The following is a 16575-nucleotide window of genomic DNA, read 5'->3' on the forward strand; positions in this document are numbered from 1 at the left end:
AAGGGCTCGGATGAACTCCGGGCCCTTTTATTTTTGGCGACGCGGGGCGGACCTATCATCGGCACGCTGTTTGCTCTGCGTACCCCCATGAGTGCCAGACCGCACCTTTATCGTCATTACTTCGCCTGCGAGCACTGCGACACGCTCTATCGCCGGCCGGCGCTCACCGGTCATGAAGTGGCCCGCTGCAACGTCTGCGGCGCGGTGCTGCTGCGCGCCAACCGGCTCACGCTGGACCAGTGGCTGGCCTTGACCGTGGCGGCCGCCATCACCTTCCTGATTGCCAATCTGCGCCCGGTGGTGCTGATCAACTTCCAGGGGGCGCACAACGAGGCCACCGTCTGGGGCGCGATCATCGCGCTGGCCCAGCGGCCGACGGCCCCCATCGCGGTGCCGATGGCGCTCACCTTGATCATCGTGCCGCTGCTGCAGATTGCTGCGCTGCTCTGGGTGCTCGGCCATGCCCGGGCGGGCCAGCGGCCGCCTGCCTTCGAGCTGTTGATGCGCCTCCTGGTGGGGCTGCGTCCCTGGAGCATGGTGGAGGTTTGCCTGCTGGGCATTCTGGTGTCGATGATCAAGCTGTCCGATGTGGTGTCGGTCCAGCTGGGGGCCGGGACCTGGGCCATGGCCGTGTTGACCTTGCTGATGGCGGTCATTGCCAGTCGCGACATGCACTGGCTCTGGGATCTGGTGGACGAGCCCGCGCTCGCCCGTGAGGAAGGACTGTCGGACGAGGGCGCCGCCATGGACGGGCGTCATGGTTGATTCCCCCGCAGCCTCGGGCAGCGAGCCGCATCGCCGACCGCGTGCGCATGAACTGGGCCTGATCGGCTGCCCCACCTGCGGCCAGGTGAGCCCGCGTCGCGGCATGTTCGATTCGCAGGCCTGTCCCCGCTGCGGCGCTCCCATGCATCACCGCAAGCCCAACAGCATCGTGCGCGCGTGGGCGCTGCTGATCGCGGGGCTGATCTGCTATGTCCCTGCCAATCTCTATCCGGTGATGTTCACCCAGATGCTGGGCCAGCGCGCCGAAAGCACCATCATGAACGGCGTCATCGAGTTCTGGCGCTCAGGCGCGTGGGACATCGCCGCCATCATCTTTATCGCCAGTGTCGCCGTGCCCTGCACCAAGTTCGTCGCGATGGCGGTGTTGCTGATCACCACCCAGCGGCGCAGCACCTGGGCCCAGGCCGAGCGCAGCCGCCTCTACCGCTTCGTGGAGTTGATTGGCTACTGGTCGATGCTGGACGTGGTGGTGGTGGCGCTGGTGGCCGCGCTGGTGAAGTTCCGCCAGCTCAGCGACATCGAGCCGCGCATCGGCATCCTCTTCTTTGGCATGGTCGTGATCCTGACCATGCTCTCCGCCATGAGCTTCGACCCGCGCCTGATCTGGGACGCCGAGACATCGAATGAACCCTCGCACTGATTCCGCCTCATTGCCGCCCTCGCCGTCGCCATCGCCGTCGTCGTCGTCGTCGTCGTCGTCGTCCGCGTCTTCCTCGCCCTCGTCGTCCGGATCCCTGCAAGCATCGCCGCAGGACCTGCCGGTGTCTGCAGGACCGGGACCCTTGCCTGGCATGCCGGGTGTGGACAGCACGTCGGATAGCCTCGGTACGCAAGGCAACACGGGTGAGCCGAGCGGCCTCGCTGGGGCCGGTGGTGCCAGGGGGGCCGACGGTACGGGTGGCCCTCGCGGCCCAAGCGGCTCCGGCGGCTCCGATGGCTCCGGCGGTGAGCCCCCCGACGTCCCCGGTGTTGGCACTCCCGCCGTGCGTCGCCGCCGCGGGGTGTCGCTGGTGTGGATCGTGCCCGCCGTGGCGGCGATCGTGGCGTTGTCCATTTTCGCGCGCAGCTGGAGCAACGAAGGGCCGGAGATCGTCATCAGCTTCCAGACTGCAGCGGGTCTCGAAGCAGGCAAGACCCCGGTCAAATACAAGGACGTGACCGTCGGCAGCGTGCGCGACATCCGCCTCAGCCCCGACCGCACCCATGTGCTGGCCACCGTGCAGCTGACCCACAGCGCCGCCAGCCTCGCCCGCACCGATTCGCGCTTCTGGGTGGTGCGGCCCCGCATCGGCGTGGGCGGGGTCTCTGGCGTGGACACCTTGCTCTCGGGCGCCTACATCGGCGTGGACACCGGCAAGTCGGAAGAGCCGCAGCACGACTTCAAAGGCCTGGAGGAGCCCCCCGCGGTGATCAACGGCATGCCGGGCAGGACCTTCATGCTGCGTGCGTCCGACCTGGGGTCGCTGGACATCGGATCGCCCGTGTATTTCCGCCGGGTGCAGGTGGGCCGCGTGGCGACCTACAAGCTCAATGAAGCCGGCTCCGGCATCGACCTGCAGATCTTCGTCGACGCGCCGTATGACCGCTTCGTCAACAGCAACACCCGTTTCTGGAATGCGAGCGGACTGGACATCTCGCTGGGCGCCGAAGGGCTCAAGCTCAACACCCAGTCCGTCGCGACCATCGTCGCGGGCGGCATTGCCTTCGCGACGCCGGTGGACGATGTGACGCCGCCCTCTGCATCGCGCTCCGTCTACATGCTGGCCAATGACGAGCAGACCGCCATGGCCCGTGCCGACGGTCCGCCGCAATATGCGCGTTTCCGTTTCGAGCAGTCGCTGCGCGGCCTCACCGTGGGCGCGCCGGTGGAATTCCTGGGGCTCAACATCGGGCGGGTGACGGCGGTGTCGCTGGACTTCGACCCGGTGCGCAAGCGCTTCCCCGCGGTGGTGAGCGCCGAGATCTTCCCGCACCGGCTCGACGCCGCCATGCAGCATGTGCCGGTGAAGGAGGGGGATCCGGAATCGGTGACCATGCAGTTCGTCAAGAACCTGGTGGAGGCAGGCCTGCGCGCGGAAGCCCGCACCAGCAACCTGCTGACGGGCCAACGCTACATCTCGCTGGAGTTCTACCCCGGCCAGCCCAAGATGACGATGGCCCTGCAGAGCCCGCTGCAGATCCCGACCATCGACAAGAAGGTGGATCAGATTCCGGAGCAGGTGGTGCACATCCTCGACAAGATCGAGAAGCTGCCGATGGAGCAGGTGGCCAACAACCTCAACAACAGCCTGCTGGAACTCAACGGCACCCTGTTGACCTTCCATCAGACGCTCAACCAGGTGAATGGCCAGGTGCTGCCGGAAGCCACCGCCACCTTCCAGCAGGCGCAGCGCACGCTCAGCGCCGTGGGCGGCGCGGTGGGAGAAGACTCGCATCTGCAGCAGGACCTGTCCGCGACGCTGCGGGAAGTGGAGCGTTCGGCGCGCTCGCTGCGGAGCCTGACCGACATGCTGTCCCGCCATCCTGAATCGCTGATCCGTGGGCGTCCGGCGGATGGGCCTTTGCCAGGGCCGGCGCAGTCGCCGTCGCAGCCCCTGCCGCAGCCCCAGCCGCAGCCGCAGCCGCAGTCCCATTCGCAATCCCAGTCCCAGTCCCAGTCCCAGTCGGGGGCCCAGTCACCGTCTCCGTCCCCGTCGGGATCCCAAAAACCATCTCCGTCGTCAGTCCCCGGGCCAGGTGCAGCGGCCCCTCGTCCCACGAATGCCCAGGAGCCCAAGCAACCATGATGATGTCTCTTCAACCGATGGTGCGATGCGCGGTGAACGGCGCTGGGGTGTTGGCGATGGGTGCGCTGGGTCTGCTCGCGGGCTGCGGTTCTGCACCGGTGACGACGTACTACACGCTGACGCCACCGCCGATGCAGCCAGTGGCGGCGCAGCAGCAGTCAGCGCGGCAGCAGACAGCGCCACAGCCCCAGCAGCAGCAGCAGCAGGCGCAACAGCAGCAGCCTCAGCAGCAGCAGCAGCAGCCCCAGCCGCAGCAGCCTGCTCAATCGGGCAGCCCCACCTCGCCCTGGTGGATCGACGTCATGCCCGTGGGCCTGCCCGAATCGCTGGACCAGCCGCAGATCGTCATCCGCAAGAGTGACAGCGCCGTCGTGGTGCTGGAGCAGGCACGCTGGTCGGCCCCGCTGAGCCAGGAACTGCGCAGTGCCTTGTCGTCGCAGTTGTCCCGCCAGCTGGGGACGCAGGATGTCGCCGGGCTGAGCGTGCCGGCGGGCCGCGATGTGTTGCGCATCAAGGTGCAGATGAGACGTTTCGAGGCCTGGCCGGGGCAGCAGGTGCATCTGGCCGCGGACTGGAGCCTGGCCCAGTCGTCCGACTCGCAGCGGCGTGTGAGTTGCCACACCGAGTTGACGCAGCCCGCAGGGGCCGACGTGAGCGATGTGGTGCAGGCGCAGCAGCGTCTGGTGGCGTCGCTCGCCGAGGCAGTGGCCGCCGTGGCGACGCGATGGCCGCAGGGCAGCTGCGAGGGTCGCTCGGCGCAGTAGACGCCGCTCCTCCACAGCCCGGCACCTCCCGGCGCCGGGCTGTTGTCAGCACATGGCGGTCAAGGCAGCGCGTTCAGCGACGCCCGCACGCCGCGGGAGAACGCCAGCCCGTCATGACGGTCCCAGTTGATGGACCAGGTCATCACCCCCCGCAAGGTCGGATAGGCCACCGGCGGCTTGATGGCGCCACACTGGGTGAGCTTGGTCAGGCAGTTCAACGCCGCCGTGATGGTGGCGACACTGGCTTGGCCGCTGTTGGCCGATGAAGGCCCCGAGGGCAGCCCGAAGGCCACCTGATCCGGACGCAGTCCCCGGAACACATAAGGCCCGGTGCCGTTGTTGGTGGTGAAGCCCTCGATCAGCATGCGGCTGGTGGCCACAAGCATGTCGGCGCTGCCTTCGGCCAGTCCCTGCGTGGCGTAGGGCGTGTAGACGGCGCCGTTGTTGTAGTACTGGACATGCAGCACGTTCAGCTCGTTGCGCAGGCCGTCGATGATGGGCAGGTACGCGCCCCAGATGCCGCCATAGGCCACGTAGCCGCCCTGCACATACGGATGCTCCGGCGCCATCGACAGATAAAAGCCGCTGCCGATGCGGGCCTTGAGCTGCTTCACCGCCGTCACCAGATTGGTCTGCACCGCCGCCCCGGCGGTGACACCGGCGCCGCTTTCCAGGTCGATGTCGATGCCGTCAAAGCCGTAGCGACGCATGATGGCCTCGACGCTGTTGACGAAGTTGCTCACCTGCGTGGCGTTGTTCAGCGTGACGGTGCCGTTCTGTCCGCCAAAGGACAGCACGACCTTCTTGCCCTTGGCCCGCGCCGCGGCCACATCGGCGATGAAGCGGCTCTCGCCGCCGGCGCCGCTGTCCAGGTTGAAGGCGATGTTGCCGTTGCCGGCATCGTCGGCAAAGGCCACGACGATGACGTCATAGTCGGCCGGCACCTCGCTGATCGGGAAGGTGGGGCCGGACGGGTTGGTGAAGTTGTGCCAGTAGCCGATCAGCTGATGCGCGCCAGGGGCCGGGGCGGGACCCGGGGAAGGGGCGGGTGACGGTGAAGGCGACGGCGACGGCGACGGCGACGGTGATGGAGAGGGGGACGGCGACGGACTCGGGGACGGAGTCGGTGATGGCGTGCCGCTGTAGACCGTCCAGGGCTGTCCGGATCCGGTCGGCCCGTTGTGGGTGGACGGACGGTCCCCCTGCGTCCACCAATTGGCGCGATACAGCACGCCCCCTTCGCTGACGATGGCGCCGCCGGAGTAGGCGGTGGTGGCGCTCCAGGCGCCGTTGGGGGCGGGGGCCGGGCTCGGCGACGGTGACGGCGATGGCGACGGAGAGGGAGACGGTGACGGTGACGGAGAAGGGCTCGGCGATGGCGACGGCGACGGACTCCCGCTCGCCGGACCGATCAAGGTCCACAACGAGGCATTGGTGGGATTCCAGCCGGTGCTGCTGTAGTCGGTCTGGTTGACGTTGGCGCGGTACAGCTGGCCGTTGTAGCTCACCACCGTGCCGGCGGTGTAGTACGTATCCGGCTTCCAGGCGGCGGTCTGTGCGGCCACCTGCATGGCGAGCGCTGCGGTGCCAAGCGCCACGATCGCGCGAATCGAGTGCATCGGGCGGCGGGACCGGCGCTGGTCGGCGCTGAGGACGGGAGCAGTCATGGTGAGGGATTCCCAAGGTTGAAGGACCGGGCGAGGGCGGTGTCACCCCCCGAAGACTGCGCTCGCGGGACCCCGCGGATGGCAGTCAACATCGGCGGTGGAATTCAATTGGTATTACAAAATCGCCGTTGATTGCCACCGCTGCAATACCACTTTCGGGAAAAGTGGTCCGTTCGTCCCGAGGGGAAACCCTGGGTCGTGGTGACAAAACGTGGAGACGAGGACGGCCCACTCAGCAGGCCAGGCACGGCTCAGGCGCTGTCCTACACGCAAGTCCGCCCTCTACCTTCAGGGCAGACGCGAGCGTCTGGTTACCGTTGAGCCCAATCACCCGGAGACGACGATCATGGACAAAGCACTCGCCCCCTTCACCAAGTCGCAAGCCGTCCACATGGCCGGCATTCCCGAGCAGGTGATCGACTCCCTGCTCGACACCGATCTGCTGGATTCCTCTTCCGGCGCGCGTTTCACCTTCCAGGATCTGGTGCTGCTGCATGCGGCGCGGCGTCTGCAGGACCAGGGGGTGTCGAGCGATCGCATCATTGCCGCGCTGGCCAATGTGCGCCGGTCGCTGGTGCCGGCTGCTTACCAGGACAGCCTTCGATTCAAGGGCGTCTCGAAGCCGCACTGACGCGAGAACCGGTTCTCCTCGCACACTGCTGCCGTTTCCCGGCAGGGTGTGAACCACCCGTGCAGCGGACACTGCGACAATCGCGCGCCGCATTGAGTGCTAAGAGGAGCCGGATTCATGCCCTACCCGGAGGTTGTCGAGGAGGTTGCGAGTCGATCGCAGCTTCGACTGGCCATCGGGCTGTCGCTTCTGCTGCTCGGCGGCATTGCGCTCGTGTTTCCCCATGCGGCCCAGCCGCTGCCACCACTGCCGCATGTGAGCGGCATGTATGGCGCGGCGATCGCGATGATCGATCTGGCCACCTTCTGGTTGCTGATCTCCGCGTCCCACCAGCCTCGGTCGCATGCCGTCATTGCAGCCGCGTATCTGTTCGGCGGCCTGATGGCGGTGGCGTATGTGCTGTGTTTTCCTGGCGCCGTCTTTCCCGAACGCCCGGTGATCGGCTCCGCCCATGCCGCCAGCTGGATCTTCATCACCTGGCGGGCCGGTTTTCCGCTCTTCATCCTGTGGGCCGTGCTGGTGGAGGGGGCGCCCGAACGTCCCACCCGAAGTTCCTCCAACCGCTGGCCGGCGCTGGTCGCCGTCCTGGCCGCGCTGATGGCGTTCCTGGTGTCCCAGATGAACGACGCGGGCGCTGTGTCCAACGATGGACAGCGAGAGCGCTTCACCCTCTTCACCGTGTATGGCTCCTACGTCGCGGCCGTGCTCGCCGCTGGCGCGGTGGGCATGATCTGGCTGCGTGAACTCCACCATCGATCCATCTTCGTCTGGTTGATGTTCGTGCTGACCGCCGAAGCCGCGGGCGTCTGGCTCAGCACCTACAGCGGCGGGCGCTACACGCTGGCCTGGTACACGACGCGGGTGGAAGGCCTCATCGCCAGTGCCGTGCTGCTGCTCCTGCTGGCGCAGCATTTCCGGCGGCTGCAGCGGCATCTCGCCGACACGGTGGCCATCCTGAAAGCGCGCACCGACGACCTGCAGGCGGAGATCCATCGCCGTGAAAGCGCGGAAGCGAAACTGGCGCAGGCCAAGAAGATGGAGGCGGTGGGGCAACTGGGGGCGGGGCTGTCCCACGACCTCAACAACATCCTGCAGGTGATCACCGGGCGCTTGTCCATCCTGCATCGCCGTGCAGGCACGCTGGCCGATGCGGATGTCGAAGTCATTCGCCGCAATGTGCGCAAGGCTGAAGCCATGACGCGCCAGTTGACGCTGCTGTCCGGGCGCCGGCGGATGAATGTGCAGCCGCTGAACCTGGCGACGGCCTTGACGGACATTGCGGAGTCGGTGCGCGCGCTGCTGGATGAGCGCTACCCGGTGCGGCTGGAGCTGGAGCAGCCGCTGCCGGATGTGGCGCTCGATCCGCTGGAGCTGGAAATCGCGCTGACCAATCTGATGACCAATGCCCGCGATGCCATGCCTGACGGCGGCACGATCGTGCTGGGCGCCCGGATGGAGCGCTCGGTGGACGGCCAGGCGTCGGTGACGGTGACCGTCAAGGACCGCGGACCCGGCATCCGGCCGGAAGTGCTGGAGCGGATTTTCGAGCCCTTCTTCACCACCAAGGAGCCGGGCAAGGGCACCGGGCTGGGGCTGGCCCAGGTCTACGGCTTTGCCAAGGCCAGCGGCGGACACGTCGAGGTGGACAGCCGGCCCGGGCAGGGGACGCGGTTGGCGCTGGTGTTCCCTGTGTCCGAGCGCAGGATCGAGGCTGGAAGTGCGGTGACGACGGCGACTGCCGGACCTGCAGGGTCTGCGGCGACTGCAGGCACTGCATTGACTGCGGCGACTGGATGGACGGCCGGGCCACAAACGTCGGCCGTGGGCGCTGAGCAGTCGGTCGCGTCTTCAATGGCCAGTCTCCAGGCCGGCGAGGTGATCCTGCTGGTGGATGACAACGACGATGTCCGCGAGGCCTCCCAGCAGTTGCTGATGTCCGCCGGCTTTGCGGTCCGCACGGCCAAGGATGCCAGCGAAGCGCTGCGATGGATGGACGAGGGCCTGGTGCCGGATGTGCTGATCTCCGACATCGTGATGCCGGGCGCCATGAACGGCCTGGAGCTGGCCCGTCGCATCAAGGCCAGGCGTCCCGATGTGCGCGTGGTCCTGGTGACCGGCTACAGCGAGATGGCACAGGGGGCCATCGAGGAAGGGTTTCCGGTGGTCCGCAAGCCGTATGACCTGACGGCGCTGTTGAATGCGTTCTTCCCCTGATGGGGCGCCGGACGGCGTTTGATCGGGACTGGATCGGACCTGGATGGTTTCGGGATTGGGAGGGCTCCTGGATCGCCGGTCCAAGCGCCGCTACTCAACGCGCCACCCGGCCCGCACACAGCGGCACCAGGCACAACAGCCCGCCCAGCAGCCAGAAGGCATTGGACAGCCCGACGCCGTGGGCCACGAAGCCGATCAGCGCCGGTCCCAGCAGCACGCCGGCATAACCGGTGGTGGTGACCGCCGCCACGGCAAAGGCCGGCGGCATGGCTGTTTGCTGGCCGGCACGGCGGAACAGCACCGGCACCAGGTTGGAAGCGCCCAGGCCGACCATCACGAAGCCGACCGCAGCGATTGCAGCCACTGGCGCCAGGATCACGATCGCTACGCCCAGCGCTCCGATCAGTCCGCCGGTCACCAGCGTGGTCCGGTCACCCAGACGGGACACCAGTGCATCGCCGGTGAAGCGGCCCACCGTCATCGCCACCGAAAACAGCATGAAGCCCAGGCCGCCCTGCGCCGTGGAGACGCGACCGGTGCTGGTCATCAGCAGGGCGCTCCAGTCCAGGATGGCGCCTTCCACGAGGAAGGTCACGCCCGCCAGGGCGGCCAGCAGCAGCACGATGCCGCGCGGAGCGACGAAGAGCGGGCCCTGGCTGGAGCTGGAGGTGATCAGCAGGTAGGGCCAGGCCATCACCACGGCGGCGGCCATCAGGACGGCGCCCAGCAGCGTGGCATGCAGCGGCTCGAACTCCAGCGATAGCAGCAGCGTCATGAAGCCGGCGCCGGCAAAACCGCCGACGCTGTAGAGCGCATGGAAGCCGGACATCAGCGGCTGGCCGCTCTGCTTTTCCACCTCCACCGCATTGACGTTCATCGCGACGTCCAGGGAGCCCAGGCAGGCGCCGAAGGCCGCCAGTGCGAGTCCGAGAGACAGGGGCGTGGACAGCACGCTGAGCAGCGGCAGCACCAGCGCCATGCCCAGGCCGCTGGCGATGATCAGCGGCTTGGTGCCGTAACGGGCGCTGATCAGGCCGGCCATGACCATGGCCGAGACCGACCCCAGCCCCAGGCACAGCAGCAGGGCCCCCAATGCGCCTTCATCGATGCCCAGGCGCAGACGGGCAAAGGGCACAAGCGGGGCCCAGCAGGCCACGCCGAAGCCGGCCACCAGGAAGGCCAGGCGCACGGCGAGACGGTTTTCGGGGCGGTCGTTGCGGGCGAGGTCGGCCTTGTCGGCTTTGCGGTCGGAGGGGAGATCGGCGTTTTCAGCCTGGGCGGAACTGGAATGCGGTGTGGCGCTCATCGGAGGGGCTCTGCCTGGAGGAGGTGAAGGCCGGCGTCCCGCAGCGGACGAAGCAGTTGTTCATCGGCGTCGTGTTCGACGACGACGGTGTGCAGGTCCGCCAGTGCGGCGAAGGGGTAGTGCACCGGCGCGCTGAGTTTGTCGCTGGACAGCAGGGCCGCGCGGTGACGGCTACGGGCCACCAGGGTGCGTTTGAAGACGACCTCGTTGAAGTGGGTGGCCATGGCGCCGTCCTCCACCGTGAGGCCGCAGACGCCGACGAAGCACCGGTCGATGCGGAGTTGCTGCAGGCTGGTGACAGCGGCGGCGTCGACGCTGCCGCCCAGATGGGGATCGACTTGTCCGCCGATGAGCAGCAGGCGCAGGTCCTGGCGGCGCAGGGCGGCGGCTGCGACATCCACGCCATTGGTGGCGATGGTGATGTCGGCATCTTCCGGCAGGTGCTCGATCATGCAGACGTGGGTGCTGCCACTGTCGAGGAAGACCAGCTCGCCGGGTCGGACCAGGGCGGCGCCGGCGCGGGCCAGCGCGGTCTTGCGCTCGGGATGTTCGTTGAGACGGGCGGTGATGGGCCGGTCGTGGCTGGGGATGGGAATGGCGCCGCCGTAGACCCGGCGGCACAGCCCTTGCGCAGCGAGGGCGCGCAGGTCGCGGCGGATGGCGTCTTCGGACAGCGAGAACTCGGCGGCCAGCTCGGCCGCGACCACCGGATGGCCGGCGGCCAGGCGGTCGGCAATCACGTCGCGGCGCGCGCGGGGGAGGTCAGGGGTGACGGTCATGGCAGGTACGGCAAATCCGATCTGCATCATGCCATCAAATTCTTGTTTGTGCACGGTCTTGCACGGTCTTGCAGGTCGCATCGTGCTTGCCATGAAAAAGGCCTCTGGATCCGCGCCGTAGCGCTGATGCCAGAGGCCTTTGACGAAAGGCGGGAGGTCAGGGTCGTCAGAGCTTGTAGTTCAGCGTCACTGCTGCGTTTCGCGGCGCGCCGTAGATGGCGCCGTAAGCGATGCCGCGCAGGTACTTCTTGTCCAGAACGTTGTTCAGGTTCAGGCGCACAGACGCCTTGTCGCTGAGCTCATAGCTGGCGAAAGCGTCAGCCGTCAGGTAGGCGCCTTGCGACGCGTTCGGGCCGACCACCTCCGACTGCCAGCGTCCGGCGACCCCCACGCGCAGGGCGGGCAGGGCGCTGATGCGGGTGTCGAAGACCGCGTTGATGGTGGTGCGCGGCACCCAGTCGTAGATGCTCTTGCCATCCGGGCCGGTCAGGATCAGGCGGGTGTAGCCGACGGTGATCCGGCTGTCCCGGCTCAGGCGGCCGGTGGCTTCGAATTCGAAGCCTTTGGACTTCACGTCCTTGGGGCCGTAATAGGAAATGGGGTTGGTCGGATCGCTCGGGTCGATCCTCGTGCCCGCGTAGGTCGCCAGGCCCAGCTGTTCAGCCTTGAACAAGGCAAAGGTGGTCATCAGCTGCTTGTTCAGCCAGTCCGACTTCACCCCCACTTCCACGTTCTTGCCTTTGACCGGATCCAGGTAGTTGTTGTTGATGTCTGTCTGGTCCTGGTTCTGGAAGATGGTCGAGTAGGACACGTAGCCCATCACATCGGGCGTGAAGTCGTAGGTCAGGCCGGCATAAGGCGTGGTTTTCTTGGTGTCCGGATAGCTGCGCGAATTGGCGGCGTTGCCATAACCGGAGGCGCCTTCGCGCTCCAGCTTCACTGCATTGAAGCCGAGGATGGCCTTGAGTTCATTGGTCACGGCCAGGCGAGTGACGCCGTAGGCGCGCGTCAGCGTCTGCTCGCCACTGCTGCTCGGGGTGCGAGGGCCCCAGGTCGGTTCCGGGTAGGCATCACCGCCGTAGGGCAGGGCGGGCAGCAGCAGGCTGCCTTGGCCAGCACCGAATGCGTAGGTGTCGATGCTGTTGCTCTGGGTAGAGCGGCTGGCGCCGACCATCACGGAATGCTTGCGGCCGAGCGCATCGAACTCGCCATTCAGGCTCAGGTCGAACATCCGGTTGATGACCGTCTTTTGGGCGCGGTAGGGCCAGCCGTTCAGTCCCGTGTTGTCTGCATTCAGCGTGCCGGATGCATACAGCAGCTTCACGTCCTCATCGTAGTGACGGTAGTTGTAGGTCGCCTTCGCTTCCCAGCCCTTCGCCAACTGGTGCGTGTACTCGGCGAAGGCATTCTGGGTGCGGGTGTTCCAGTAGGTCCAGTCCACGGAGGTGGAGGTGGAGGAGGGCAGATCCGCCTGGGTGCCGTCCGCGTGGCGCAGGATCAGCGAGCCCCACATCGGCGAATGCTGCTTCGAATCGTTGAGGGTGGCGCCGAAGGTCAGTGTGCCGGCATCGCCGATCTGGCCGTCGATGACGCCATAGACGGTCGAGCGCTTGTCGTTGAGCGCGCGCAGATAGGAGTCCTTGTCCTCATGCGTGACCACCAGACGGCCTGCCCAGTTGCCGTCCTGGGTCAGGACCTTGTTGTAGTCCAGCGCGCCGCGCACCTGGCCCCATTGGCCATAGGTGACATTCACTTCGCCGCCGTCCACATTGGTCGGGCGCTTGCGGATGTAGTTGATGGTGCCGGACGCATTGCCCACGCCGGTCAACATGGCGTTGGCGCCGCGGATCAGCTCGATGCGCTCGAACAGGAAGGTGTCCTCCTGGCCCACCACCGTGGCCCAGTCGTTGGTCATGCCGACGCCGTCGATTTGCGTCAGTTGCACCTCGAAGCCCCGCGAATTGAAGGTGGCGCGGTTGGTTTCGTACTGATCGACGTTCACCCCGGTGGCCAGACGCAAGGCGTCATTCGAGCCGGTCAGGCCGAAATTGGCCATGTCTTCCTTGTCCAGCGTGCTGATCGACTGGGGGGTGTCCTTGATGGCGATGGGCAGCCCGGTGGCGCCTTTGGACACACGGGATTCGCGCCTGACCTGCACGTGCACCCGGTCGAGGGAAACGTCGGCAGCGCGGCCGGTGGACGTGTCGGGCGTGGCCGCTTCCTGGGCGCGAGCGTCACTGATGGCCACACAGGCGGCGAAGGCGCAGGCGGTCATGAGGAAGGGGTGCTTCATCGAGTTCTCCGTGTATGGGCGACGCCACCGTCACCCCGCCGCGCAGTCTAAAAGTAAATGCGAATAATTCTTAAGAAAAATTGAACGCCTGTGCGAATCCCGTTAAAGCAACAAAAGCCCCCCGGTGCCCCCTAGGCTCGCCGCACCGCTGGATGTCCGAAGTGGCGGTGCGGGTGTTGTTACGGAAGCGACGGAGGCGTCCCACGGATCGCTGCAGTGCTGGGTGTCGGAAGTGGGGGGGGGAGGGGGTGCCGTTTACGGAAGCGACGGAGGCACCCCATGGATCGCTGCAGTGCTGGGTGTCGGAAGGGGCAGGGGCGGGTGCCTTTTGCGGAAGTAAAAGGAGGAGCCCCGAAGGGGCGGGGGACATGAAGCAAAAGGTGCCCGCCCCTGCTCCTTCTGGCGCGGTGCACCAGACCCTCTTGCGGCTTTGTCTCAGCCGGCCAACGCGACCTTGGGCTGGAGCTAGACCTAGACCTAGACCGAGACCGAGACCGAGACCCCGTTCAGATCATCACCCCGTAAACACCAGCGACAACTGCTCCGGCGCCTGCGCCCGCCGCGTTGCAGCCGCTTTCGGCTTGGGTTCCGTGGCCTTGAGATAGTCCGTCAAAAAGCGGGCAGTCTCCGGAGACCGGATCAGTTCCTGCGCCATCACTGCTTCCACATCGGGAGCCGCCACATTCATGGCTTTGCACAGCTGAAGGAACCGCGCCTCCATCTCCAGGTAATGTCGCTCCACCGTCAGCTTGCGCCCAAACAGCCCCATCACCTGGCCGACCCGCAGTACGTAGTTATCCAGCAGCGCCACATCCGTCGCCCCCGACCACTGCCGCACGATGCCCGACGCCGACTTCGGTCCCAAGCCTGGGAGCGCCATCAGCCAATCCCGCAACTCGCGTCCTTCCAGCGTCGACGGCACCTCAAACACGGCGGGCAATGTCGCGGCCAGATACTTGGCCCGCTGCGCTGCCAGCCGGTACGCCACTGCCTGCCCGGCGACCTCCAGCGGCTCGCTCAGCCAGAGCAGGCACTCCGCTTCACTCACGCCTGCACGGACAAACGCTCCCTTCCCCCGCAGACGTTCAAACGCCGCCTGCGCCACGGCCGCCGTCACGCCTTGCCCGCCGAGCAGCCAGGCCCCCACCTCCTCCGCCAGTGTCCGGTTGGAGCGACGCAGCGGCGTTTCCTGCTCCAACCGCCACGTCAGCGCACGTTGCAGCCAATAGGCGGCGGCCGGGAACTCATCGGCATGGCCCCAGCGCACGCCGGGCATCACACATTGATCGGGAGCGGGAATTTCGCGCTGCAGGGAACCGTGTCGGGTCAGGATGGCAAGAATCTGGGTCATACGGAAATGCTCCGGGGAGCAACGGGATAGGTGTCGTGCAGCCACTGGGCGAACGCATGGCGCTCGGCCGGGTCCATGGCCCGCACTCGGTCTTGCAGGCGCTCCATGCGCCGTTTCAAAGTCTGCCGCTCGCGGAAGTTGTCTCCGCGGTGACGGCTGTCGTGAAGTTGGTCGGGCGGTTCAAAGTTGAACCACAAAGTCTCGGTCCTGACGTCGGTATGGGTCTTCGCTTGAAACGTTCTCTGATTCCATCCGCCCAGCAGTTCGTCATACAGCGGATGGGCATAGCCTGACACGATCACCGGGCACGGCAGCCGGGCCAGCAGCGACAGCAACTCCACATGGTCCTCGACGTCATAGTCACATCGATAAACCCGGGGTTGCCGACGCGTCTCTGGGTGATAGGGCGGGTCCACATAGACCAGTTCATCCCCCAGAAACGAATAGCGGGCGAGGAATTCCTCCGCCCGCCCGCATATCAGCTCAAGGTCTGGATACGCAGTGTCGGTGGGCGGGTCCGCCGTCCGTGCGCGCCATTGGGCCACCACACGTTCGTCGGCATCGATGCCGATGGAATGCTCGGCGGGCCGCTTGTTTCGCAGCACGGCGCCGCCGCCCAGATGCGTCTCGATATAGACGCGATGCGGCGGCATCAGGTTGATGATGTGTTGATAGGTCTTGCCCTTGCCGCCTGGATACTTCATGGGCTGAATCATCGTCAGATCTGACGATGATGTCAATGCCCTGGGTCGTGTCCCGTGGCATGCGGATTGCCAGATTCGCCCTCATGAACACTGATCACAACGAAGACAGCGACGTCGCTCTGGGCGTTGCATCGGGGCTGGCGGCTGGCCTGGTCGGCGCGCTGGTGATGACAGGCTTCCAATCCGCGCTCGCGCGGGGCGGCGTGACCTCCGGGGTGAAGGGCACGCCCTCGACCGAAAAGGCGGCCGACCGCGCCGCACGGCTGGTCACCGGACGCCCCGTGCCGTCCCGCAGGCGGGAAGCGGCCGGCGAAGCGGTGCACTACGCCACCGGCTCGCTGATCGGAGGCCTGTACGGCGCCGCCGCCGAGGTCCAGCCGGCGGTCACCGCCGGGCAGGGCGCGGCCTTTGGCGTCGTGGCTGCCACGGTGGTCGATGAAACGCTGGTGCCCGCACTGCGCCTCGGGGATCCGGTCTGGCGCGCCCCGGCCGTGTCGCATCCGTATTCCTATGCGTCGCATGTCGTGTATGGCACCGCCACCGAAGGCGCACGCAAACTCTTCCGCCGTTTCTTCGGCAAGGTCAAGGACGGCGCGGACCAGATCCGTCGCTCGGGATGGACCCTGCGGGAGGCGCTGCGACAAGGCGCGGCCATGAAGCAGACCGAGGAACTGGCGCGTGCACGTCAAGGGCTCGGCGAAGCGACGGCAGACCCGCAAGAGACCCTCGGCGATGGGACGGCCAGCTCCCGACGCGGACCGTCTGCCTCCCGCCAGACCCTGCTGCTGGCCTTTCTGCTGGGCGCCACCGCAGGGCCGCGCACCAGCGCACCCATCACCGCCGTGACATGGGCTGCCCGCCTGGGTCTGATCTCGGTGAAGGACTCGCCGTTGTCGGGGCTGGCGAGCAACCGTGCAGTCGCGGTCACCACGCCCATGGCCATTGGCGAGCTGGTCGTCGACAAGCTCCCCTCAACGCCGGACCGCACCCAGCCGGTCGGGGTGGTGGCGCGCGTGACCAGCGGCGCTGTCGCCGGGGCGGCGCTGGCAGGCGGTCGTTCCGCTTCCGCCGCGCTGGCCGGCGCGGCAGGCTCCATCGTGGCGACCTACATCGGCCACGCCCTGCGCACGCGCCTGTCGCGCGCCCTGGGGAATGACTGGGCCGTGGCGGCGTCTGAGGACCTGCTGGCTTATGGCGGCGCTGCGATGGTCTGCGTGGCCGCCCTGGCGCCGGAGCGCGAGCGCATCGCCCAGGATTGAGCGCTCCGTCCCGTTCACCTGCACCGACAAAACAA

13 protein-coding genes are annotated in these 16575 nt (G+C 66.9%); 7 read left to right on the top strand and 6 right to left on the bottom strand.

Translation table 11 applies throughout. From position 1 onward, the window contains the following. The first annotated feature begins 87 nt into the window (after window positions 1-87). From DES44_RS08980 to DES44_RS08995, 4 genes are read left to right on the top strand one after another with little or no spacing between them, the layout of a single operon-like run. Window positions 88-765: a paraquat-inducible protein A gene (locus DES44_RS08980; protein ID WP_058934652.1), complete on the top strand. Its 678-nt coding sequence runs from the start codon at window positions 88-90 to the stop codon at window positions 763-765. After that, window positions 758-1426, top strand: a complete 669-nt coding sequence (locus DES44_RS08985) for a paraquat-inducible protein A (RefSeq protein ID WP_083525490.1) — start codon at window positions 758-760, stop codon at window positions 1424-1426. The genes DES44_RS08980 and DES44_RS08985 overlap by 8 nt, the downstream gene beginning before the upstream one ends. Continuing rightward, window positions 1410-3572, top strand: coding sequence for a PqiB family protein (locus DES44_RS08990; protein WP_310732353.1), 2163 nt, complete (start codon window positions 1410-1412; stop codon window positions 3570-3572). The genes DES44_RS08985 and DES44_RS08990 overlap by 17 nt, the downstream gene beginning before the upstream one ends. Next, a complete protein-coding gene (locus tag DES44_RS08995) occupies window positions 3569-4336 on the top strand; it encodes a PqiC family protein (RefSeq protein WP_083525492.1) in 768 nt (255 codons plus the stop codon). Before DES44_RS08990 ends, DES44_RS08995 begins: the two co-directional genes overlap by 4 nt. Window positions 4337-4395: 59 nt before the next feature. Here the strand turns inward: DES44_RS08995 and DES44_RS25950 are convergent, their stop codons facing one another. Further along, window positions 4396-6003, bottom strand: coding sequence for a chitinase (locus DES44_RS25950; protein ID WP_269465242.1), 1608 nt, complete (start codon window positions 6001-6003; stop codon window positions 4396-4398). 346 nt (window positions 6004-6349) lie between these two features. On the opposite strand from DES44_RS25950, the gene DES44_RS09005 reads away from it, so the two are divergent. Together DES44_RS09005 and DES44_RS09010 are read left to right on the top strand one after the other, a co-directional pair. Further along, the gene (locus DES44_RS09005) at window positions 6350-6634 is read left to right on the top strand and encodes a MerR family transcriptional regulator (protein ID WP_058934654.1); all 285 of its coding nucleotides are present in this window, start codon (window positions 6350-6352) and stop codon (window positions 6632-6634) included. 117 nt (window positions 6635-6751) lie between these two features. Next, window positions 6752-8848: an MASE4 domain-containing protein gene (locus tag DES44_RS09010; protein ID WP_058934655.1), complete on the top strand. Its 2097-nt coding sequence runs from the start codon at window positions 6752-6754 to the stop codon at window positions 8846-8848. 94 nt (window positions 8849-8942) lie between these two features. On the opposite strand, the gene DES44_RS09015 is transcribed toward DES44_RS09010, so the two are convergent. The 5 genes from DES44_RS09015 to DES44_RS09035 form a co-directional block, all read right to left on the bottom strand. Continuing rightward, window positions 8943-10154 (bottom strand): MFS transporter, encoded by a 1212-nt coding sequence (locus DES44_RS09015; RefSeq protein ID WP_232309975.1) that lies wholly within the window; start codon window positions 10152-10154, stop codon window positions 8943-8945. Next, window positions 10151-10933, bottom strand: coding sequence for a DeoR/GlpR family DNA-binding transcription regulator (locus DES44_RS09020; RefSeq protein WP_058937331.1), 783 nt, complete (start codon window positions 10931-10933; stop codon window positions 10151-10153). The genes DES44_RS09015 and DES44_RS09020 overlap by 4 nt, the downstream gene beginning before the upstream one ends. 166 nt (window positions 10934-11099) lie before the next feature. After that, window positions 11100-13226 carry a TonB-dependent siderophore receptor gene (locus DES44_RS09025; protein WP_058934656.1) on the bottom strand — a complete coding sequence of 709 codons (2127 nt, stop codon included), beginning with the start codon at window positions 13224-13226 and terminating at the stop codon, window positions 11100-11102. Window positions 13227-13740: 514 nt separating this feature from the next. Continuing rightward, on the bottom strand, window positions 13741-14577 hold the full coding sequence (locus DES44_RS09030; RefSeq protein WP_058934657.1) for an 8-oxoguanine DNA glycosylase: 837 nt from the start codon (window positions 14575-14577) through the stop codon (window positions 13741-13743). Continuing rightward, window positions 14574-15281, bottom strand: coding sequence for a DNA adenine methylase (locus tag DES44_RS09035; protein ID WP_058937332.1), 708 nt, complete (start codon window positions 15279-15281; stop codon window positions 14574-14576). Before DES44_RS09035 ends, DES44_RS09030 begins: the two co-directional genes overlap by 4 nt. Window positions 15282-15364: 83 nt before the next feature. On the opposite strand from DES44_RS09035, the gene DES44_RS09040 reads away from it, so the two are divergent. After that, entirely contained in the window at window positions 15365-16540 is a 1176-nt protein-coding gene (locus DES44_RS09040) for a DUF4126 family protein (RefSeq protein ID WP_147307030.1), read from the top strand. Window positions 16541-16575: the final 35 nt, after the last annotated feature.

The organism is Roseateles depolymerans, from assembly GCF_003387155.1.
Classification (GTDB): Bacteria; Pseudomonadota; Gammaproteobacteria; order Burkholderiales; family Burkholderiaceae_C; genus Roseateles; species Roseateles depolymerans.